This window comes from Bacillus sp. 7_6_55CFAA_CT2 (genome assembly GCF_000238655.1).
GTDB classification, from domain to species: Bacteria; Bacillota; Bacilli; order Bacillales; family Bacillaceae_G; genus Bacillus_A; species Bacillus_A cereus.
The window spans coordinates 576,786-598,632 of the sequence record NZ_JH414710.1 but is presented as its reverse complement, the minus strand read 5'-3'; the positions used below and the strand labels follow the sequence as shown (position 1 = coordinate 598,632).

The window sequence follows — 21,847 nt, the reverse complement described above, 5'->3', positions numbered from 1 at the left end:
TTTTCTTTATAATCCTATATTAAAAGTTAAACACGAAGTCATCGTCAGCTAACTTTTCAACGTTCGTTGCTTTTACGTAACCATTTCCTTTTACAGAGAAGAAATCATGGTTTTTCGTATCTGTACGTAAACCATTTAAAACGATTGGGTTAATTTCTTCTTCTTCAAACTTCGGCTCAAGCCCTAAGTTCATAAGCCCTTTATTTGCATTGTAACGAACGAAACGATTTACATCTTCTACAAGACCGATAGAAGTGTAAATTTCTTCTGTATAGGCCATTTCAATTTCATATAGTTCCATTAATAACTCTTGTGTTTCTTTTTGCACTTCTTGTTGCTCTTCTGCAGAAAGTTCTGCGAAGATTTGTTGTGCTAAAATACCGACGAATACGCCGTGAATTGACTCATCACGAATTATCAAGTTGATAATCTCACCACTTGCTGTTAGTTTTCCTTGACCAGCTAAGTAAAGTGGATAGAAGAATCCGCTATAGAATAAGTAACTTTCTAAGAACACACTTGCTACCATTGCCATGTATAACTCTTTTTTTGTTACTTCAGGCTTTAATAAACGACGATAGTAACTAGTAATAATACCAGCTTTTTTCTCAAGTAACGGATGATTGTCTACCCAGTCAAAAATATCATCAATCTCTTCTTCTGTAGCTAGTGTTGTGAAAATGTGACTATAACTTTTCGCATGTACTTCTTCCATAGCTCCCATGAAAGCTAATACACTTTTCGCTTGTAAATTTTCAAGATGAACAAGTACAAGTGGCATTCCTTCGCCACCTTGTTTCGTATCTAAAAGTGTTAAACCACCTAATACACGCTTATAAGCAATTTGCTCTTCTTTCGATAATTGCACCCAAGTATTTTTGTCAGACGAAACCGCAATTTCTTCTTCTGTCCAAAACTGAGCGATGTTTTGCTTCCAAAACATTAAACTAAAATCATCTTCTTTTTTGTTCCAGTTTACCGCACGCATTAAATCGCCCCTTCTCTAAATATGATAACTAAGCATGAGCAGGGTTCAGAAAACCCTGCTCATCATGTCTCACTTTTTATATTAAACGGTACAAGCCACACACTCTTCCACGCTTAATTTACGTGTTCTCGTATAATACAGACTCTTTAAGCCTTTTTTATGTGCATAGATATAGTAACGTGCTAATTCACGTGTTGAAATATCACTATTAACGTAAAGAATTGTACTAATTCCTTGGTCAATATGTTCTTGAATTTCTGCGATTAAATCAATTAATTTAAACTGATTCATATCGTAAGAAGATTTATAGTACCAGAACGTATCTTTTGATAAATACGGCATTGGATAATATGTTGTCGCATTCGCATATGTTCTTGATTCGATTTGACTTACGATCGGCATTACGCTTGAAGTTGCATTTTGAACGTAACTGATTGATTGTGTTGGAGCAATGGCAAGACGATATGAGTTGTATAAACCATTCTTCTGCACTTGCTCTTTTAAACTTGTCCAATCTTCTTTTGTCGGAATATGAATTCCTTCAAATAGTTGCTGAACTTTTTCAGTTACAGGACTGTAATCTGTCGTTTCATACTTTTCGAAGTATGTGCCATTCGCATAATCAGATTTATCGAAGTCTTTAAATGTCTCGCCTTTTTCTGTAGCGATTTCCATACTTTTCTCAATAGAATAGTAATTTAACATCATAAAGAATGTACGAGCGAATTCTTTCGCTTCTGCACTTTCATAAGCGATTTTATTTTTTGCTAAATATCCGTGTAAGTTCATTGCTCCAAGTCCAACTGAATGAAGCTCGTCATTTGCTTTTTTCACAGTTGGTGCATTCGGAATAATCGTCATATCAGAAACAGCTGTTAAAGCTTCCATTCCCGCATGAACTGCTTCACGAATTTCTTTATTTTCCATTACGTTTACGATATTTAACGATCCTAAGTTACAGTTAATATCACGACGGATAATGTCATCTGTACCGTAATCATTTATTTCTGAAGTTTCTTGAAGCTGGAAGATTTCTGTACATAAGTTCGACATCTTCACAGTTCCAATATCCTTCAATGGATGTTGATTATTTGCATTTGATTTAAACATTAAGTATGGGTAACCAGACTCAAGCTGAATCATAGCGATTTTAATAAGCATATCACGTGCACTAATATCTAGTGGCTTCTTCTTCACTTTCGGATTGCTCATTAATTCATCGTACATTTCATCAATGTCAATATCATCTAAATGCTTGCCATATTCTTTATAAACCGTATAAGGCGCGAAAACATGGAAAGGTTCGTTTTTCTCAGCAAGCTCAAAGAACTTACTTGGAACGATAATTCCGATTGATAGAGACTGAATACGGCTCTTCTCATCGGCATTTATTTTTTTGTATCAAGGAATTCAATAATATCCCAATGGAAAATGTTTAAATATACTGCACCGGCACCTTTTCGTTGGCCAAGCTGATTCGCATATGAAAACGAATCTTCAAGCAATTTCATAACAGGTACTACGCCACTTGCAGCGTTGTCGATACCTTTAATTTGCTCACCACGTGCGCGTAGCTTAGATAGGTTTAAAGCTACTCCCCCGCCGATTTTTGATAATTGCATCGCAGTATTAATGTTAAAGCCAATTGAATTTAAGCTATCATCCATCTCTAACAAGAAACAAGACACCATTTCTCCTCTTCTGCTTCTTCCCGCATTTAAAAAGGTTGGTGTCGCTGGTTGGTAGTTTTGTTTTACAATCATGCTTGCAAATTGTCTTGCTTTCGAAACATCACCGCGTCCTAAGTATAATGAAACAATTGCTACACGATCTTCATAGCTTTCTAAGTATTGTTTTTGATCATTCGTTTTTAACGCATAATCTTTGTAGAACTTAGATGCTGCCATATAAGATTGGAACTCGAAGTTTTCACCATAAGCGATGTTATATACTTCCTCTACTTCCTCCAAGCTATACTCGTCCAGAACGTTGTAATAGTAATCATGTTCTTTCATATACTCCATTCGCTCTGCCACGCTATTAAAAGGAACGGTATTCTCTCTAGCTTCTTCCATAAAGACTTCTAATGCCTCTTTATCTTTATGAAGCTGATAAAAACCGTCCTGCATTTGCGTGATTTCATTATTCAGTTCAATGTGTCGCAATCTCCCGCACCCTTTCCTTAAAATATTCTACATCGTTATTTGTTCCAGATAACTCAAATTTTGATACAATAGGCACTTCATATTTAGTAGAAATCTTGTCAGCACTTGCACCGAACATGTCTCCCCAGTTACGATTGCCGCTTGCAGATACGCCTTTTAATTTTTCATTATTGCGCTCTAAAAAGTCTAAAACACGTTCTGGTACATTTCCAAAACCTGTTGTATACGTAATAAGAATAAAGTCTTCATCTATTACTAGATCTTCATCAATTTGAACGGCCGGCATATTTAATTTGTGAATGAAACGCTTCACGTTTCCTGTCATAGAATCATATGCAACTAACATTTCCGACCCTCCCTCTCAAATCTATATTCTCTATATGTTGTTCTTGATTTCTCTATATATTGTATTACGTTTCAAAATAAGACACAAGATATATGTATAAATTCTTTCTTTTTTTAACTTTTACTTTTCGACATGATAGCCGTTTTTTTTCAATACAATGACTATGAAACAACATTCTAAAACTCATGTCAATAAAGTGCTTTTCAAAAAAGTTGTCAACGAATTTAACCTTATTTTTAAAAAAGTTAACAATATATTTTGTCATAAAACGGTAGATGCTGAAGAAATATATTTCTCCAGCATCACGCAAAAAAGAACAGATATGAAACTATAATCTGCTCTAAAAAACGATTACATTTATCAAATTTACCTTATTAAATATATTATACATATACTTTCGTTTTTCGTTACATACTAAAAGATAACTATTATAGAAAAAGATTATTATTATGGAACTTCAATTTATTTATGAAAAGTTTATTCAGAGTACTCAATGCGCAAAATATCTTTTACAAATATATGATGTGGATTTTCATCTTTATCAAGCATTGTACATACAGGAGCCTCTTCATCAAAGTATACAATCAGTCCTTCTACGTACTGATATGTATGTTGAACTTGTACAGTTACTTTAATTTCTATTGCTTCTTCATATGCTCTTTTTATTTTCTGAAGCATTTTTGCTGAACATTTTCGTTTCTCTGGATACATAACCATTCCCATAAATCGATTGCCGGCTCTATCTTTCCACATATAATCCCAATGTGGTAAAATGCCTTGTTTAAAATCGCCCATAATTCCCCTCTCCTTTATCTTTTATTTATCCCGCATGAAACGTCCGTTTGGTGAAGGCTACTAATCAGTGAGAGATGCCCTGCTGATCAAAATTCTCCTTTATGAACGTGGCGTTTCTGAATATGTATAAATCACTTGCCCGCCTCGCTGTGCGTTACCAATGAAATGCTTAAAGTCTTCTCTATTTACAACAACTTCTCTGAACGTATAAAATACATCTTTCGTAACAACATACTCCTTTATTTCACCATTTTTTAGCTGATCTAAAATTGTATTTGCTAATTCTTTATCCATGTATTTCACCTCTCTGCAATATTTTATTTTATCTTATATTCTATAGGTCAACAACTGTAAATTTATCCCGCTATTTGCAGGTAGTCCGATTGGTGTTGACTACTAATCAGTCGTAGAATGAACAAAAAATCTTACTGATTAACGTTTCACTTTATCTCGTTATTATGCCATGATTTTATTTTCGTTATTTCGCAAACAATATTGTTTTACTATATGTCCACTAAATATCATATACTAACATAGCTACTTCTCTATATCAAACATTTCGGCATTCAATTATGCAAAGTTCCATACCACTATGCTACAATATACAAATAGAACTAGGAGGGATACTATGATTCGGAAAGCAAAAAAGACAGATGCAATGGCAATAGCTCCTTTATTGTATAATGCTCTGCATGAAATTGCTGAAAAAATCACAGGTAGCACAGTTGAAGCAGAAGTATTACTAGGACTTGAGACATGGTTCTCAAAAGAAAATAACCGTCTGAGCTACGAAAACTGTTTTGTCTATGAACAAGACGAGAGTGCAGTTGGAATTATTGTCGCTTATCACGGTAGTGAAGCAACACAGCTTGACGCACCAATTGTACATCACTTAAGAGCATTACATAAAGATGAATCAATTACGTTAGAAAAAGAAGCTGAGCTTGATGAGTATTACATTGATACATTATCAGTTTCAAGTGCACACGGCGGAAAAGGTATAGGTTCTAAATTAATTGAAGCTGCCGAAATCTATGCAACTGAAAAAGGGCATAAAAAAATCGCTTTACTTGTTAATTTAGAAAACAAACGCGCCTATTCACTATACGAAAAGTTAGGTTATAAAAAAGATGAAATTGTTATGCTAGTAGGGGAACCTTATGCTCATCTCGTAAAACCATTAAACGTCAAAATTTCTATATCTTAAAAAGAAAGCACACGATTTATATAAATCGTGTGCTTTTATGTTAAATTTGTATTTAATATATTTCCATCCATCGCCTCGTGAAACGTATATGTTGTACATCCCCATGGCTCTCTGTGCAAAATAGGAGAACCAGACCATCCCATCGCTCTCAGTTCGGCACCAATCATTACATTCACATAATTATGACCTACAAGAGCTATACTTCCATGTACGAGAGCATAACGATGTAACAGGTAAGCCGCTTGCCTTACCCTCTCTCTTACTTCCTTATAAGACTCAACATCTTTATGGTAGCCAAGTATCCATAATGTTCGTCCAATGAACATCCATACCTTAATTGTGCATTTCAACCACTTCGGAGCAAAAAAGCATGAAGGAACTTCAGCTTCTCTAAAAAGAGAATTTTGCATAAAAGATAAAGAATCCGTCAATTCAGCTGCTGATTGTACAGCACGCCTTTGATCACTTGTTAAGACAAATTTCGCTGCTTCAATTGCCTCTATTGTTTCTATCGGTATTTTAGCTTTTTGTATCATTGACTCGGAATCATACTGTTTCATCCATTCGTGAAATGAATTAATTGTCATCGGTTCTCTTATACGACTTAAACAACCATGACGAATAAAAGAAATCTTCATTCTTTTCACTCTCCATTCATCACTTATGAACTCTATTATGCACTAGTTCTAAACATCATACCACGCAAGAAAATAAAGTTATATACCTTTACATCTCCCCACCACTATCATGTGTTATCGAAGCATGGATACCATCCATCCCATCAAAATATGTACTCGTATCATATTGACGAATCTTTTTTAAATGCATATAAGAAAATAAAAATAAAATTAAAGCTATAACACTCCCCACAAATTCAAACATCATTTTACCGCCTCTAATTTCTCCCACTTCAGCAGGTTATTCTACTTTTTCATTATACCTCGATATAAAGATTCTCGCATTTTTGCTATTTTTTCTAAAAAACATGGATTTTCTACATATTTTCTTACAAAAAGTGAATATTTTTCGAATTTTTACTTTGGAAACATTTACAAAGTAGGAAATATGGTTCAAAATAGGAGGAAATAAAAAAACCCAAATTTATTCTTTTTTTGGGAAAACTGTAACAAGGAGAGTTGCTTATGCAGATCGCAGAAACTGGAGATATCATCGAATTTAAAGGTGGAATGCAAGGCCGTGTTCAAAAAGTAAATCAAAACTCTGTTATTGTTGATATAACAATTATGAAGAATTTTAGAGAACTAGATATGGAACCTCTTACAGTTGTAAGTCATAAAAACTATACTGTCATTAATCAAAATGCATAATATAATAGAAAGAAAGGGCCTGTATACTATACAGGCCCTTTCTTTCTATTAACGATTATCAATTGTTTCCGGATATAGATCGTGGTTCATCATGCGGTAGTCAGCCATTTGTTCATACTTCGTACCTGGGCGCCCGTAGTTGCAGTATGGATCAATTGAAATGCCACCACGTGGTGTGAATTTCCCCCATACCTCAATATAACGCGGATCCATTAATTTAATTAAATCGTTCATAATAACGTTCATGCAATCTTCGTGGAAATCACCATGATTGCGGAAACTAAATAAATACAACTTTAAAGATTTACTCTCTACCATTTTTTGCTCTGGAATATAGCTAATATAAATTGTTGCAAAATCTGGTTGTCCTGTTTTCGGGCATAAACTTGTAAATTCAGGACAATTGAATTTTACAAAATAATCACGGTTTGGATGATTATTATCAAATACCTCTAATATTTCTGGGCTATATTCAAATAAATATTTTGTATTTTGATTCCCTAGTAATGTTACATCTTTTAAATCTTCATCTAATCTTCCTGTCATTTTAAACATCCCTTCTCGTTATACGCCGCGCTTATTTCCCCATACTAACGCATGAAGCTGAGGCAATACTTTTGCATCATTCATCTCTTTACAATTTACAGCTTTATCAATCAGCCATTCATACTTATCTAATAATTTTTTTATAAGCATCGCATCATCCACTGTTTTTGTATCATCGTTTCCTACTTGTAAGAAAAATGGTACCTTTGGATAACGTTCGTGCATCTTAACTGCATATTCAAAATCATGATCATCGAATACTACTACTTTTAAACTAATATCTTTTCCTGCTAGTTTCTGAATAATAGCATCTAACTTATGAAAATCTGTTTTCATCGTTGAACTTGGTGGTTTTGGAGAAATTGTTACCTCATCAATTTGAAGTAACCAATCTTGCCATTTACTCCCTTGCGTTTCAATTGCCGTTCGCATTCCATTTTCTTTTAATATAGAAAGAAGAAACTCAATATTTTTCAGTAATGCCGGATTTCCACCTGAAATCGTAACATGAGAAAAATTTTCTCCTCCAATTGCAACAAGCTCATCCCAAATATCTTCTGGTGTCATCTGTCTAATTTGATCTTTAGCTGATCCATCCCACGTAAAAGCAGAATCACACCAAGCACAGCTATAATCACAACCAGCTGTACGGATAAACATTGTTTTTTGCCCTACAACCATTCCTTCACCTTGAATAGTCGGACCGAATATTTCTAAGACAGGGATTTTACTCATCAAGCATCCACTCCCGTCTTACTTCCGCATAACTAGTCGGCGTCTCAAATAGACGAACAAATTCAACGCGAGCTCCTTTATATTCGTTCACTCGATTCTCTTTTGTTAGTGCTTCTGCCATCTTTTCATAAATCCAAACGACCATATTTTCAGCAGTCGTATTCATTGCAGGTAACGTTTCGTTTAAATAACGATGATCTAGATAAATTTCGATTTCATTTTTCCAAATTTCTTTTATATCTCCAAAGTCAATTGCAAGACCTATTTCATTTACATATCCACTAATTCCAAATACAACTTTATATGTGTGACCGTGTAAGTTTTTACATTTCCCTTCATAACAGTGTAAATGGTGTGCTGCATCAAATGTAAATTCCTTGCTGACCATTACTCTTTTATTATGGTATTTGAGTTGTTTACGCTGAATATCCTTGTCCATTTTTTGCAAATTCTCTACGATGCGAAATCCAAAAAAGTTGTCCATTAGTTATTCGCTCCTTCGCGTTCTTGTAGGTACGTATCTAATCCTGCTTTACGAAGTTGACATGCTGGACATTCACCGCAACCATCACCAATGATTCCGTTATAACATGTTAATGTTTTTTCTCGAACAAACTCAAATGCTCCAAGTTCATCTGATAATTTCCATGTTTCAGCCTTATCAATCCACATAAGTGGCGTGTGAATGACAAACGGGTAATCCATAGATAAATTTAAAGTAACATTTAACGATTTCACAAACACGTCACGGCAGTCTGGATAACCACTGAAATCAGTTTCACATACACCCGTTACAATATGACGTGCTCCAACTTGTTTTGCTAATACAGCAGCAAATGATAAGAAGAGTAAATTTCGTCCATCTACAAATGTCGATGGCAATTCACCTTCTTCATGTGTAATCTCCATATCCGTTCTGGTTAACGCATTTGGAGCAAGTTGATTTAATAGACTCATATCTAGTACCGTATGCTTTATTCCTAGTTCTTTTGCAATTTCCGCTGCACAATCAATTTCTAGCTTATGACGTTGATTGTAATTAAACGTTACAGCTTCTACCTCTGCAAACTGCTCTATTGCCCAAAATAAACATGTCGTACTATCTTGTCCTCCACTAAAAACAACAACTGCTTTTTCTTTTTTCATTTCACTCATTCTCCTTCTCTACTATAAATAAGAAGAAAGAACGTTCTTGAACTGTCACAATAAAAAAACAAAACAATACCTAAGGATATTGTTGTTTCCATAGTTTTTTATAGAGGGAGTTCGCGAACCTCTCCCGCGCGATGCACGGAATTTCTTCTTTCATTGACACAGCTTATTGTAACATATTGTATACTAGCGTAAAAATTTCTGATTTTTCCGCTATTTATTATTTCATTTCTTTCATTTTATAGTATGATTAATTTAATCTAAGAAGAGAGGAGGCATCCCACTGAAATCCTTTATTATTTATCTCTTTTTAAATATATTATTCATCCTGATTACAATGCTCGTATATCATTTATTTTGGAATCAAAAAGGGAAACGCTCTCCTAAATTAAATTCAGCTATATTCATTGTACTCTGTTGCCTTGCTACCGTACTCTGTATTACATTTGCAGCAAAAACAAATAATGGTTTTCAATTTGATATGCGCCATATTGTATTAATTGTCGGTACATTAACGGGAGGGCCTATTGCTGGTGGTTCTATCTTAGTTGTATTAAACATATATCGCTTATTATTAGGTGGGGTAGGTGTTTTCCCATCTCTTATCGGTTCTGTTCTTCTATTTATTGTTCTATTATTAACATATAAATTTTTCAATCGAACTTCTAATCGTATAAAAATAACACTTGCTATTATCTACAGTCTCACATACGGATTTAGTTGGATACCCTTCTTCCTTTCAAAGGTTACAAATAAGACTGATTATATACCGCATATTATTGTGTATGAGTTATGTTCAATGCTTGGTACGATTCTAATTCTATATTTACTACACATATTACAAACTCAAGTTCGTCTCCAAAACGAACTTATAAATGCTGAAAAGTTTCATTTAATTGGTGAAATGGCAGCGTCTATCTCTCATGAAATTCGTAATCCATTAACTTCAACGAAAGGTTTTTTACAACTGTTACAATCAGGTACATGCACTGAGCAGGAACGAAAATTATATATCGACATTGCCATTAATGGCATCGAACAAGCAAATCATGTTCTTACAGATTATTTAACCTTTGCTAAACCAAGCATTGAAAAAGAACAAACATTACAGTTAGAAGAAGAATTACTACATGCATTGTCGTTAATTACACCGCTTGCTAATTTAACAAATGTACGTACTCATTATATAAAGCAAAGCACTTCTTTTTTTATCGCTGGTGAAAAGCAAAAACTAAATCAATGTTTATTAAATATTTTAAAAAATTGCATTGAGGCTATGCCAAAAGGCGGTGATCTTTATTTCACATTAGTTCCTGATCATAAGCATATTCAGTTATATATAAAAGATACAGGAGTCGGTATGGATTCAGAACAAGTAAAACGTCTTGGCTCTCCTTTTTATTCAACGAAAGAAAAAGGTACTGGACTTGGAATGATGGTCGTATTCAGTGTTGTTCAAGCTATGAATGGAAAAATTGATATTATAAGTGAAAAAGGAATCGGTACAACCTTTTTATTAACTTTTCCACTCATACAAAAAACGTGATGAAATACTCATCACGTTTTTTCTGTTCCTTCAACTAATTCAGCAAAAGCTTTCACTTTTCCGTGCGGTTGTTGATTTTCTTTACGTGCTTTCCAGGCGCGCTCTTCTTCTCGCTTCTTCTTAGACATGTTTTTTCAACTCCTTCTTTTCTTTCTCCATGTAGTATTCCAAAATAAGAAAGAAAACTATGCACGTATCAAAAAAGAAGTGGTTTCCCACTTCTTCCACTTTAGCGTTGCAAAATTGCATGTTTCGCCTCTTTTAACTGCGTAAGATGTCTTTGTTCATGCAAATCAAGAAATTGAACCCATTGATACAAATTCAGATCATTAAAAACAGGATGCTTTAATCCATTTTCAAATAAATCTTTTTCATCTATAACACTATGAAGCGCGTGTAATAGTTCTTGGCGTGAATGCTCTAGCAATTGAATTCCTTGCTGTTTTTTCATTAAAGTTTCTGTTGGTTGCATTTGCTGAGGAGCTTCTCGTTTATGTGTGCGATCAAGCGTAAGTTGGAGGTCTTTAAATGGAGTCATGTTTCTTTCCTTTTTTTGTAAAGCATATACAAGGGCAGACGTGACAGATTGTTCAACTAAATGCAAGTGGTGTAAAATTTGAATAATGCTCCATTTATCACGGCGTGGCTTTACATTCACTTCTGTGTCATTTAACATTTCAATTTCTGATAATAGCGTGCTTCGAGTAGACTGTAATGAGTTTACTAAACTTTCTAAACTTACATCCATATTAGATTGAAGCATACTTGTTCCCCCCTTTTGTTTGTGAAAAGAGGTGCTCCTTATTAGAAACACCTCTTTAGTATTCTGAATTTTCTTTTATTATCTCATCATTTTCCCATTATGTCGATGTTAAACATGTGAAAAAAAGCGCATGTTTTTTACAATTTTGTGTCGTCAATCGCATGTAACCATGCTTCAATTTCTGTAATAACACTTTTCACACAGCCTTCAGCAAATGGTGATGTTAAATTTGCAACTTCTACTAATTCTAAGAACGATTTACTTCCACCTTGTTGGCACAGATTCACATAATCTTCCCAAGCCTCTTGTCTATTATCTCTTGCACGTTTCCAAAATTGTAGCGCACAAATTTGAGCAAGCGTGTAATCAATATAATAGAACGGTGAGCTATAAATATGCCCTTGACGTTGCCAAAAACCACCGCGCTCTAAATAATCATTATCCTCATAATCACGATGTGGTAAATATTTCTTCTCTATGTTACGCCATGCTGTCTTACGCTCTTCAGGTGATGCTTCAGGATTTTCATATACATAATGTTGATATTCATCAACAGATACACCATAAGGTAAAAACAGAAGTGCTGAACTTAAGTGAGAGAAGTAATATTTATCTGCATCTTCTTCAAAGAATAGCTTCATCCATGGCCATGTAAAGAATTCCATACTCATAGAGTGGATTTCACATGCCTCATATGTTGGCCAATTATATTCTGGAATTTCAAATTTACGACTTTCATATACTTGGAAAGCATGACCTGCTTCATGTGTTAATACATCAATGTCACCAGATGTTCCATTGAAGTTTGAGAAAATAAATGGCGCTTTATAATTCTCAATATATGTACAATATCCGCCACCAGCTTTTCCTTTTTTCGCAACTAAATCTAATAAATCATTATCTAGCATGAAATTGAAAAATTCATCTGTTTCAACCGATAACTCTTTATACATTGTCTTTCCATGATCAACAATCCAATCCGCATCTCCTTTTGGAGTTGGGTTACCTGTAGCAAACTCAAAGTTTTCGTCGTAATAAGCTAACTTCTCTACACCGATACGTGCTTGTTGTCGCTTTCTTAATTCCGTTGTAACGGGAACGATATAATCTAGCACTTGCTGACGGTAATTAGCCACCATCTCCGCATTATAATCTGTACGGTACATTCTTGCATATCCAAGTTCAACAAAGTTTTTGAAACCTAAAGATTTTGCGATTTTCGTTCTCACTTTAACAAGCTCATCATAAATACGATCTAGTTCTTCCTCATTTCCAGCTAAAAATCCGTAGTATGCTTCACTTGCTGCTTTACGTTCGCTTCTTTCTTTTCCTTGCATAAACGGAATCAGTTGCGATAACGTTCTTTCTTCTCCAGCAAAGTCAATTTTTGCAGATGCTAATAACTGTGTATATTGCGATGATAATTTATTTTCTAATTGTAAATCTTTCACGACTTCATCTGAATATGTTTTTAAATCACATTCTGCTAGAGCAAATAATTGTTTTCCATAATACGCCTCTAATTCTTCACGAAATGGAGAATTAATGAGTGCCTTATAATATTTTGTACCATATCCTTGTACAACTGGAGAGAATTCATCAAAGAAATCCTGCTCCTCCTTATAAAAAGTATCCGTCGTATCAACAGAATGGCGAATGTAACAAAGGTTTCCCATTGTACCAAAATCATTGCGAATCTCATTAATTGAATGAATGACTTGTTTTTGTTCTTCTACAGTTTTTGCGTTATCAAACTTCTCTAAAGCAACAGTAAATTTCTCTTTTAACTCTTCAATATTTGGGCGTTTATATTCATAGTCTTTAAATGACATGAACGAGCCTCCTCTCCATTACATACCTTTATTATAATTCAATACGTATTCTCGAATCCCCTCTTAATTTTCAACAAATTTCGGCAGTGACTGCCATGAGTTCATTACAAATAAAAAAGCCTTGGATTTATTTATCCAAAGCTCCTTTGGAACATATTATTTTTCATACTTCCCAATTTTTTTTAATAAATCAAGTAATTCATCTTTTTCATCTTTCGTTAACATTTCAAAAGACTGATGTATAACTTTCTCATGCCCCGGAAAAATAGAAGCAATAAAGTTCTCGCCAGACTCAGTTAATTGCGCGTAAATAACACGTCTGTCATTCGGACATGGGATTCTCTTTACTAATCCCTTTTTCTCCAACTTATCTACAACATATGTAATGCTGCCACTAGCTATTAAAATGCGCTCACCAATTTGCTGGAGTGGTTGACCGCCTTTATGATATAGCAGTTCTAATACAGCAAATTCAGTTGGATTTAACCCGTTACTTTGTATAGATTTATTTGTAGTATCCATAACAGAACGATGTACACGAGATAATGCAATAAATACTTTTAAAGATTGAGAAATATCTTCTCGTTCATTATTTGATGTCATACAACTTTCAACCCTTCACTTAAATTCTCAGCAATAAAAAGAAAATACCACTTCATACTTCATGTGAATTCCGAATGAGCATTCACTCATCCATTTCCTCTCCCCTAATATATTAAAAATCATTCTTGAATAAAAACATGACAATTTTAACATAGTTTATATATAATGATAATAAAAAAAGAAGGAGTACCACATTTGAAAGTCAAATTCCAAAGCATAATTGTATATATATTGCTTGTTATCCTACCGACAATAGGGATTGGTGCTACATTTTATTCGTATCATACATATAAAATGAAACAAGAAAACAAATTATCCGCTCATACAGTTCTCTTTTTATATAGAGATTATTTAGATCATCATCTTGGTGAAGCAATTTCTGCTTTAGACATGCTTGCAAAAGTTGTAGGCACCGAGACTGGTAATATAAATGGCATTAAACAAATTGTACATGATACAGATGGAAACAATGCACGCTTTTCTGGTTTATATTACGCTACACCAGAAGGGGTCATTACAATCGCATCTGAAGATGAATCAAAGCCTATAGATGTTTCAGATCGTAAATATATTCAAGACGTGCTCCAAACTAAAAAAACCACTGTATCATCAGTCATTACTGATCGCGTTCTTGGACATAAAGCTATTATGATTGCTGCCCCCATATTTAATAAACAGAAGGAGCTCTCAGGATTATTATTAGCTAGTTTACACTTTGATTACATTTCATCTTCTTTAAATGCCATTAAACCACAATACCATTTTGAGGTAACTGATAAACATGATGTAGTTTTTCTAACCGATGATAATAACGACACAAGTGATACGCATTCTAATATGCTTACTACCCCACTCCAAAGATTAAATTGGAAGGTCTCTGTTTCTCCATTACCTATTCATCAAAAAACCTTATACCAGTGGGTTGCAATAGAGTGTATAGCTACTTTATTTTTAATGTCTATTTTATTTTTACTTGCTCAATATATGTTGTTAAAACGTCAAACAAAACTTGAAAGACAACAAAATGAACTACAGAAAATTGAATTAGTTGGAACTTTTGCAGCGAGTACAGCACACGAAATCCGTAATCCTCTTACTGGAATTAAAGGACTCGTCACTCTATTAAAAGAGAAATATAAAGATGAACAAGATCAGTTCTACTTTTCCGTAATTGAACAAGAAATAGAGCGAATTAATGAAATTGTAAGTGAATTTCTTATTCTCGGAAAGCCAACCGCCATCATCGAACAAACATATGATGTAAGAACAATTCTAAATGAGGTAGCATTAATTATTCAATCTGAGGCGAATTTACATAACATTGTATTCCATTTACATTTGCCAGACCATCCTGTTCATATCCGTTGCTCGAAAGACCATATGAAACAAGTGGTTTTAAACATTACCAAAAATGCAATTGAGGCTATGACTTCTAGTGATACACTGACCATTGTAGTAAAAAACAATGAAACACACGCACAATTGCAGATTACAGATACTGGAAAAGGGATTCCGCAACATATTCAAAAACACCTCTTTCATCCGTTCTTTACTAATAAAGATACTGGAACAGGTCTTGGACTTGTCATATGTAAACGAATTGTAGAGATGTATAATGGGCATATTTTTATCGACAGTACAGAAAACGAAGGAACGACAGTTCATATCGAAATTCCGTTACACATAGTATAATTATCCTTATCCTATAAGGGTAATTATACTTATTTCATAAAACCAGCCACAAGCATTCGCCAAAAATTATTTGATTTTCCTTCATACCCGATTTGGAAAATAGGTATTTTTATAATTGAAAACCATTTCGGTGTTTGTTTTTCTTTATAACATTGATATTGTAAAATAAGCTTGTCCAATTCTTGACTAACTTGAATTGTCTCCCTACTATTTAGTCCACTTGTTAATCCTAGTTGAATCATTTCTTCACGTTTCATATGAATATCACGTGAAAGCTTTTCTAATGTGTACTTCCTTTTTACAGTAAACATCCATATCCCCCTTATTATACTTCCATGCTCTTAACTTCACTTCTCCATTGACTTTTTTTAACTACTTAATCATATGCAAATTTGAAGAATCAGAAAATTTAACATTTTCTCCCTGTAATTTACAAATCTTTACCCTCACTTTGAGAATTATTACAAATTATTCTATCTTTGTAAATACATTCGCAATAATAGACATTTTTTTCATCTTCTTTTTTTATAAATTCTACGTAAACCGGGGATTCTTAATTTTCCACCTACTTTTCTTCGACATTTTTTGTTTAATTTATATAAAAAAGCAAAACATAATGATGATTGATAAAGTGAAACTTTAATCAGTGTTTTTTTGTTCAGCCCCCACTGATAATTAGCATTCACCAATCGGGTAGGCAGTGAATCTCCCACCTATCCAGCCCAATGTTGAGGTGGGAGTCTTACTACCCACAAATAGCAGGATAACAATAGAAAGGAAATATTTATATGCGAAAATATACGATTGCATTATTCATCATTGTTTTGTTTTTACCGTCTTTCTTATTTCCTATTCAAGCAAATGCTCATACGAATAAAGTTGCTATTGTCATTGATGATTTCGGTAATAATATGAAGGGGACTAATCAAATGTTATCACTTCCCATTCCACTCACTGTTGCTGTTATGCCTTTTCTTCCTTCCACAAAAGAAGACGCAATAGCTGCCCATAAGAAAGGACATGAAGTTATTATACATATGCCCATGGAACCTATAAAAGGTAAAAAAGAATGGCTTGGGCCGAAAGCAATTACAACTGATTTAAGCGATGAAGAAATAAACAACCGACTTGAACAAGCCATTCAAGAAGTACCGCATGCAATTGGAATGAACAATCATATGGGGTCAAAAGTAACAGCGGATGAAAGAATTGTTCGCCTTATACTTGCTGCTTGTAAAAAACACGGTTTATTTTACTTAGATAGTAAAACGAATCCTAATAGTGTCGTCCCAAAAATCGGAAAAGAATTAGGAGTTCCTATTATTGAAAACCAACTATTTTTTGATGATGTATATACAGCAGGGCATATTTCAAAACAAGCCCAATTACTCATCAAAAAAATTCAAGAAAAACCTATTATGGTAGCTATCGGGCATGTGGGCCCCCCAGGTGAAATTACATCACGCGTTATTGAAACTTCTATCCCTAAAATTCGTGAGCATGCAGACTTTATTTTCTTATCTGATCTAGCATTATCCCCGCCTCCTGTTTCAAAATAAAGTTCATTACTCACATATAATCAGCCCTCACCAATTGGGCTTTTACGGGCAGTCCGCCCCCACTTAACTTCTTTGCTTGCGCTGAATTTTGAGGCGAAGATCTTACTGCCCACAAATAGCGGGACAAAAAAGTACCTATCTATATATAACAGATAGGTACTTTTATTTTTAACTTAAATATAATCTACATGACTCACTCTGAATCCTTTTTTCTCTATTTTTCCGATTAATTGCTTTAATTTTGTTTCATCTAACTCATCTGATATATTTACAATAACGCGGCGGATATATTGATCACCGTTATCTAGCGTAAATAGGCCACCGATATTATATGCTTTTAACAATGTCCCAAGCTCTTTAATCGTTCCCTTACAATCTTGTGTTGCAATTGTTAATATATAACCACCTGTTCGCATACCAAATGAATCTTCAATAACATCAAATATATTCGAATGCGTTAACATACCGACAAATTCATTATAATCATTTAGCACGGCTAAAAACGGAAGCCGACGAATTACATAAAAAGCTCTGAAGAAGGAATCCTTTTCAAAAATAAATGCATTGGAATCGTCGAGCATATCTCCTGCACTTACATGCTCTAATCCGCTATTGCATTTTTTTCTAATAAATCTACTTTATAAATAATCCCTGTGAATTTCTTCTCATCTTCTGCTAATACCGGGATGGCTCGAAATCCCGTTTCGTTCATCATTTGCAGTGCCTCTTCACCAGAATCATTTATTTTGCAAAATGTTACTTGCTGCTTTGGCAGAAAATGATATTTAACTCGCAAAATATGTTCCTCCTTACATGTCAACATGTAATCTATATATAATAAGGAGACCTATATTTTATGAGTGAAATTATTTTTAAAACGCTTTCATTTATTTATTAACTTGTAGCTATATCACATCCATTTTTATATAACAGAGCTCCTTGCCCCCTTAATCATTAATAACTTTACATGATAGTTCATTAAATATTCTATACCCTCTAGCCATTTTTTCGCCTCTTCTGGCGTTTTCCCCCACACAATCATGCCGTAATTATGAACAAGAACTACTCCTCCACCTTCAATGAAATTCGGAACATTCCTTTCTAATAAATCAGCGAATTTTTTTTCATCTTCTACAATTGGAATTGTCATTTCTGTTATACCTTCTTTTCCGAAAACACGCTCCACACTGCGTTTATCGAACGTTACTTCTCCTTCTTCCCCATATAACTCTGATATTAAATGACTATCTACAGTCTGCACTTGTAAAATACATCCTGCACTACTTTTTTTATAAATATCCGCATGCATAAATGACTCTGCAGCTGGTTTTTCTTCATTTTCAAATACTGACTCGCACATGCAATTTACGACAATAAAATCTTCTTCCGAAAATAGCCCTTTATCTCTTCCTTCAACATTTACTAAGAATGTTAACGGCTCTTTTGACGTACATAGCGATAAGCTAATTTTGGTACCATAAAACCAATCACGAAGTGCCAATTCAGATTTCACATCTTTTAATTCATTCCATTTCTTCAGAAAAAATAACATTTCGTCACCCCCGGCATAATATTCATATAAGGTTCGAATCCTTTCTATGTAAAAGGAATATTTTTTGATTATTCTAAAAATTAATTGAATTATCACATGAGAACGCTTTTTTGTCAATATAGTTTCGTGGTTCTTCTTTAAAATAGGCTATTCATATGTCTATACTCCTATCTATTTCCTATTTCATTTTGTACATAAAAATACGCTACTCTTTAATTAAAGAATAGCGTATTTTCCTCATTTTTTATTCCGCATTAACGGGCAGCCCGATTAGTGAGGGCTAATAATCAGTGGGGAATGAACAAAACCCCCACTGATTAAAGTTTCACTTTATTTCTTTATTGCATTATATAAAAACTGTGCATATTGTTCACGTGTTACGAAATTATCTCCTAAAAAATTCCCTTCCCCATCGCCTTTTGATATTTTATTATCCACTAAAGCTTTCACATATCCTTTCGCCCAATGGTCATTTGGTATATCTTTAAAATTCTCTGCACTATTTTCATTTTCTTTTAACTGAAATACTCTTTGTAATACTACTGACATTTCATATCGAGTTAATACTCCATCTGGACGGAACATACCATTTCCATAGCCTGTCATAATTCCAGCTTGAACCACTGCATCAATAGCCGTTTCATACATATTTCCTTTCGTATCTGTAAATGCCGTTTTTGGTACTAGATTATTTTCTAATTTTAAATACCTTTGTATTAGAAGAGCTACTTGTCCACGAGTAATGTTATCACCAAATCCAAATTCACCATTTCCATAGCCTATAAATAATTTTTCTTTCGCTAAGTAATTAATTGCTTCTTCTGACCAATGTCCCTTTGGTACATCTTTAAATTCTACCACTTCTGTTTTCTCATCTTCTTTAGACGTATTACCGTCTTTACTTTCTACTACATTTTGAATAACAGACCCTGTAAAGAAAATTCCTGTATCCGCGAATGGATCTTTCACACCAAATTCATATATTTTCTCACCTGGTGTACTCCATTTCACTACACCATTACTATACGTACCGTTATCGCTCTTCAGACGGATTTTCGTAGAAACCTCACCATCTTTTTCATATATAGGTACTTTTACTTCTTTATTTACTTCTGTTTCCTCTAAAAATACTTTTTGATTTTGGACATTAATATAAGCCGTCTTACTTAGTTCTATAACTGGTCGGACATCACGGATTTCATTTGCAACAAAACTTAGAAATACTAATTTTTTCAAATTACTAACTGGTGATAAGTCTGAAATATAATTCGCTTCTAAATCAAGCTTTTGTAAGTTTACTAAACTTGATAATGGCGTAATATCCTTTAACTCATTGTTAGGTAAGTGTAATTGTTTTAACTGTGTCATCTTACTTAGAGGAGTAACATCTTTTATTTCATTTTTCCCGATCCACAATTCTTCTAATTGCTTCATTTGCTCAATGCCGGATAAATCTTTAACTTTATTACGTGTTAATACTAAGTCTGTTAAAGGTAATGAATATAACGCTTTAATATCTTCAATTTGATTACCTGCTAAAGTTAAGTATGTTACATTTTTCAAAGCGCTTAATGGAGCAACGTTCGTAATTTTATTATTTGCTAAATTCAAGTAATCTAGTTGTTCCATTTTCGCTAATGCTGTTACATCTTCTATTTGGTTGCCTGATAGAAATAAACTTTTTACATTTTTCATTTCAGTTAGTGGTGCAACGTTTGTAATTTTATTATTACTTAAATCAAGAGATTCTAAATTATCCATCTTAACAAGTGGCGTTACATCTGAAAATTCATTACCACGCAAAGCTAAATGACTTAATTGCTTTAAGTTCGCAAAGAACGACGGATCTTTTATCTTCGCATTCGCAACTGTTAAAGATTTTAAATTTGGCATATATTTTAATGCACTATAATCAAGTATCTCATTCGTATTTAAAAACAAATCCTTTACTTGTAATAACTCTTCTTTCGTAATTGGTGTATTTAAATCTTTTCTATTAAATACTTTTTTATTCACAAGTTCTCTTAATTTGTTATCTGTTATCATATTTTGATTATCAACTGGATTATCCGTTTCCGTATTGCCTGAATTAGAGTTATCATCTGGTTTCTCTGTTTCTTTGTTACCTACAGTTGGATCTTTAATTTCAAATTGAACTTGATATTTGTGATCATATCCAATAGCTGGAATAAGTATATGCATTTGCATATTGTGCTTCTTCTCAAACTCACCAATTTCAAATTGAACTACTTTCGTTCCATTCTTCCTCTTATCTTCTGACAAAACCTTCACATCATGAAATACACCAGGCTGGTTTCTATCTTCTATTCTAAGATATTGAAAATAATCACTATCTTGCATTGTTACAGTGACAATTTTTTTGCCAGCTGCAATCGTTACTTTAGGATCTTTTATATATTGAGAAACCATAGATGGCTCATCTTTTTGGTCCTTATATATTTTAATCTCAGTATCATACGTGCGATCACTCGCTGCTGCTACCGATTGATTTGCTTCAACTTTTAATGCCGCTAATGCTGGAGTAGAGTACGTAGCAAATGGAATTGCTAATGTTGTCGCTACTACTAGCGCCTTCATGTAATTTTTTTCAAAATAATATCCCCTATCATATATAATCTTTACAATTGATAATTATTATCAATTGTCCACAAATAAATGATAATGAATATCATTATCATTGTCAATGAGAATATTACATTAAATTTATATTTTTAAAGATAAAAAATAAAAAGCCCTTTATTCAAAGGGCTTTTTTACCTATCGTATGAAGAATTTCACTTTTTTCCTTCTCATTGATGACACCGATTTTTTGCAAAATATTCGCGTACAATACAAGTTTATTATATATTCGTTCTGACATGTTCTCCCTTCTTTCCTTCGACCAACTTTTTTTGTATTGGTAAATTATATGAAAGAGGTGAGAAAATGTGTCCACTTTTTGCATAACTGCAAATCTTTTATTTTACGATTTACAGATAATAAAACTCCCTCCTAAAAATTAGGCGGGAGTTTATGTG

The 21,847-nt window shown here is 33.7% G+C and carries 22 protein-coding genes, 2 pseudogenes and 1 riboswitch; of the genes and pseudogenes, 5 read left to right on the top strand and 19 right to left on the bottom strand.

Annotated features, from left to right (window positions below):
* Positions 1-19: 19 nt before the first annotated feature.
* The 5 genes and pseudogenes from nrdF to ykzS form a co-directional block, all read right to left on the bottom strand.
* Positions 20-988 (bottom strand): class 1b ribonucleoside-diphosphate reductase subunit beta, encoded by a 969-nt coding sequence (gene nrdF, locus HMPREF1014_RS18710; RefSeq protein WP_001203029.1) that lies wholly within the window; start codon positions 986-988, stop codon positions 20-22.
* An 81-nt stretch (positions 989-1,069) separates the two neighbouring features.
* Positions 1,070-3,153: pseudogene (nrdE, locus tag HMPREF1014_RS31360) on the bottom strand (class 1b ribonucleoside-diphosphate reductase subunit alpha).
* Positions 3,140-3,499: a class Ib ribonucleoside-diphosphate reductase assembly flavoprotein NrdI gene (gene nrdI, locus HMPREF1014_RS18700; protein ID WP_000959447.1), complete on the bottom strand. Its 360-nt coding sequence runs from the start codon at positions 3,497-3,499 to the stop codon at positions 3,140-3,142. Before nrdI ends, nrdE begins: the two are co-directional and overlap by 14 nt.
* Before the next feature lie 477 nt (positions 3,500-3,976).
* Positions 3,977-4,294 carry a hypothetical protein gene (locus HMPREF1014_RS18690; RefSeq protein WP_000502197.1) on the bottom strand — a complete coding sequence of 106 codons (318 nt, stop codon included), beginning with the start codon at positions 4,292-4,294 and terminating at the stop codon, positions 3,977-3,979.
* A gap of 99 nt (positions 4,295-4,393) precedes the next feature.
* Positions 4,394-4,588, bottom strand: a complete 195-nt coding sequence (gene ykzS, locus HMPREF1014_RS18685) for a protein YkzS (RefSeq protein WP_000356684.1) — start codon at positions 4,586-4,588, stop codon at positions 4,394-4,396.
* Between the two features lie 334 nt (positions 4,589-4,922).
* Here ykzS and HMPREF1014_RS18680 point away from each other — a divergent pair, with 334 nt between their 5' ends.
* Positions 4,923-5,501 carry a GNAT family N-acetyltransferase gene (locus tag HMPREF1014_RS18680; protein ID WP_000619548.1) on the top strand — a complete coding sequence of 193 codons (579 nt, stop codon included), beginning with the start codon at positions 4,923-4,925 and terminating at the stop codon, positions 5,499-5,501.
* A 35-nt stretch (positions 5,502-5,536) separates the two neighbouring features.
* Here HMPREF1014_RS18680 and HMPREF1014_RS18675 read toward each other — a convergent pair whose 3' ends face one another.
* Both HMPREF1014_RS18675 and HMPREF1014_RS31700 read right to left on the bottom strand, forming a co-directional pair.
* Positions 5,537-6,139: a histidine phosphatase family protein gene (locus HMPREF1014_RS18675; protein ID WP_000703097.1), complete on the bottom strand. Its 603-nt coding sequence runs from the start codon at positions 6,137-6,139 to the stop codon at positions 5,537-5,539.
* Positions 6,140-6,227: 88 nt separating this feature from the next.
* A complete protein-coding gene (locus HMPREF1014_RS31700; protein WP_002004691.1) occupies positions 6,228-6,410 on the bottom strand; it encodes a hypothetical protein in 183 nt (60 codons plus the stop codon).
* A 233-nt stretch (positions 6,411-6,643) separates the two neighbouring features.
* Between HMPREF1014_RS31700 and HMPREF1014_RS18660 the strand changes: the two genes are divergently transcribed.
* Positions 6,644-6,829 carry a YkvS family protein gene (locus tag HMPREF1014_RS18660; RefSeq protein WP_001165082.1) on the top strand — a complete coding sequence of 62 codons (186 nt, stop codon included), beginning with the start codon at positions 6,644-6,646 and terminating at the stop codon, positions 6,827-6,829.
* Positions 6,830-6,877: 48 nt separating this feature from the next.
* Here the strand turns inward: HMPREF1014_RS18660 and queF are convergent, their stop codons facing one another.
* The 4 genes from queF to queC are packed head-to-tail and all read right to left on the bottom strand — an operon-like array spanning position 6,878 to position 9,256.
* Entirely contained in the window at positions 6,878-7,375 is a 498-nt protein-coding gene (queF, locus tag HMPREF1014_RS18655; protein WP_001986050.1) for a preQ(1) synthase, read from the bottom strand.
* Positions 7,376-7,393: 18 nt separating this feature from the next.
* Positions 7,394-8,110: a 7-carboxy-7-deazaguanine synthase QueE gene (gene queE / locus HMPREF1014_RS18650; RefSeq protein WP_000036297.1), complete on the bottom strand. Its 717-nt coding sequence runs from the start codon at positions 8,108-8,110 to the stop codon at positions 7,394-7,396.
* Positions 8,103-8,594, bottom strand: a complete 492-nt coding sequence (queD, locus tag HMPREF1014_RS18645; protein WP_000368414.1) for a 6-carboxytetrahydropterin synthase QueD — start codon at positions 8,592-8,594, stop codon at positions 8,103-8,105. Before queD ends, queE begins: the two co-directional genes overlap by 8 nt.
* A complete protein-coding gene (gene queC, locus HMPREF1014_RS18640) occupies positions 8,594-9,256 on the bottom strand; it encodes a 7-cyano-7-deazaguanine synthase QueC (RefSeq protein ID WP_000711595.1) in 663 nt (220 codons plus the stop codon). Before queC ends, queD begins: the two co-directional genes overlap by 1 nt.
* 93 nt (positions 9,257-9,349) lie before the next feature.
* A riboswitch (PreQ1 riboswitch) is annotated at positions 9,350-9,393 on the bottom strand.
* 206 nt (positions 9,394-9,599) lie between these two features.
* Between queC and kinB the strand changes: the two genes are divergently transcribed.
* Positions 9,600-10,808 (top strand): sporulation sensor histidine kinase KinB, encoded by a 1,209-nt coding sequence (gene kinB, locus HMPREF1014_RS18635; RefSeq protein WP_000964156.1) that lies wholly within the window; start codon positions 9,600-9,602, stop codon positions 10,806-10,808.
* Between the two features lie 11 nt (positions 10,809-10,819).
* On the opposite strand, the gene HMPREF1014_RS32250 is transcribed toward kinB, so the two are convergent.
* The 4 genes from HMPREF1014_RS32250 to HMPREF1014_RS18615 all read right to left on the bottom strand — a co-directional run bounded on the left by HMPREF1014_RS32250 (position 10,820) and on the right by HMPREF1014_RS18615 (position 14,006).
* Positions 10,820-10,936, bottom strand: coding sequence for a DUF6254 family protein (locus HMPREF1014_RS32250; protein WP_000038355.1), 117 nt, complete (start codon positions 10,934-10,936; stop codon positions 10,820-10,822).
* Positions 10,937-11,037: 101 nt separating this feature from the next.
* Positions 11,038-11,571, bottom strand: a complete 534-nt coding sequence (locus HMPREF1014_RS18625) for a DinB family protein (protein WP_000941970.1) — start codon at positions 11,569-11,571, stop codon at positions 11,038-11,040.
* 137 nt (positions 11,572-11,708) lie between these two features.
* Complete coding sequence (locus HMPREF1014_RS18620) at positions 11,709-13,403, bottom strand: M3 family oligoendopeptidase (RefSeq protein WP_000008578.1); 1,695 nt, start codon at positions 13,401-13,403, stop codon at positions 11,709-11,711.
* Between the two features lie 156 nt (positions 13,404-13,559).
* Positions 13,560-14,006, bottom strand: coding sequence for a MarR family winged helix-turn-helix transcriptional regulator (locus HMPREF1014_RS18615; protein WP_000203336.1), 447 nt, complete (start codon positions 14,004-14,006; stop codon positions 13,560-13,562).
* A 195-nt stretch (positions 14,007-14,201) separates the two neighbouring features.
* Here HMPREF1014_RS18615 and HMPREF1014_RS18610 point away from each other — a divergent pair, with 195 nt between their 5' ends.
* On the top strand, positions 14,202-15,698 hold the full coding sequence (locus tag HMPREF1014_RS18610) for a sensor histidine kinase (RefSeq protein WP_000865071.1): 1,497 nt from the start codon (positions 14,202-14,204) through the stop codon (positions 15,696-15,698).
* A gap of 29 nt (positions 15,699-15,727) precedes the next feature.
* Here the strand turns inward: HMPREF1014_RS18610 and HMPREF1014_RS18605 are convergent, their stop codons facing one another.
* Positions 15,728-16,009, bottom strand: a complete 282-nt coding sequence (locus tag HMPREF1014_RS18605) for an aspartyl-phosphate phosphatase Spo0E family protein (protein WP_000495536.1) — start codon at positions 16,007-16,009, stop codon at positions 15,728-15,730.
* 477 nt (positions 16,010-16,486) lie between these two features.
* Here HMPREF1014_RS18605 and HMPREF1014_RS18600 point away from each other — a divergent pair, with 477 nt between their 5' ends.
* Positions 16,487-17,257, top strand: coding sequence for a divergent polysaccharide deacetylase family protein (locus HMPREF1014_RS18600; RefSeq protein WP_001234107.1), 771 nt, complete (start codon positions 16,487-16,489; stop codon positions 17,255-17,257).
* 173 nt (positions 17,258-17,430) lie between these two features.
* On the opposite strand, the pseudogene cbpA reads toward HMPREF1014_RS18600, so the two are convergent.
* From cbpA to HMPREF1014_RS18585, 3 genes and pseudogenes are all read right to left on the bottom strand, one after another.
* Positions 17,431-18,053, bottom strand: a pseudogene (gene cbpA / locus HMPREF1014_RS18595) (cyclic di-AMP binding protein CbpA).
* Between the two features lie 126 nt (positions 18,054-18,179).
* Positions 18,180-18,809: a class II aldolase/adducin family protein gene (locus HMPREF1014_RS18590; protein WP_000896005.1), complete on the bottom strand. Its 630-nt coding sequence runs from the start codon at positions 18,807-18,809 to the stop codon at positions 18,180-18,182.
* A gap of 330 nt (positions 18,810-19,139) precedes the next feature.
* Positions 19,140-21,407 carry an NEAT domain-containing leucine-rich repeat protein gene (locus tag HMPREF1014_RS18585; RefSeq protein WP_000646265.1) on the bottom strand — a complete coding sequence of 756 codons (2,268 nt, stop codon included), beginning with the start codon at positions 21,405-21,407 and terminating at the stop codon, positions 19,140-19,142.
* Positions 21,408-21,847 lie beyond the last annotated feature (440 nt).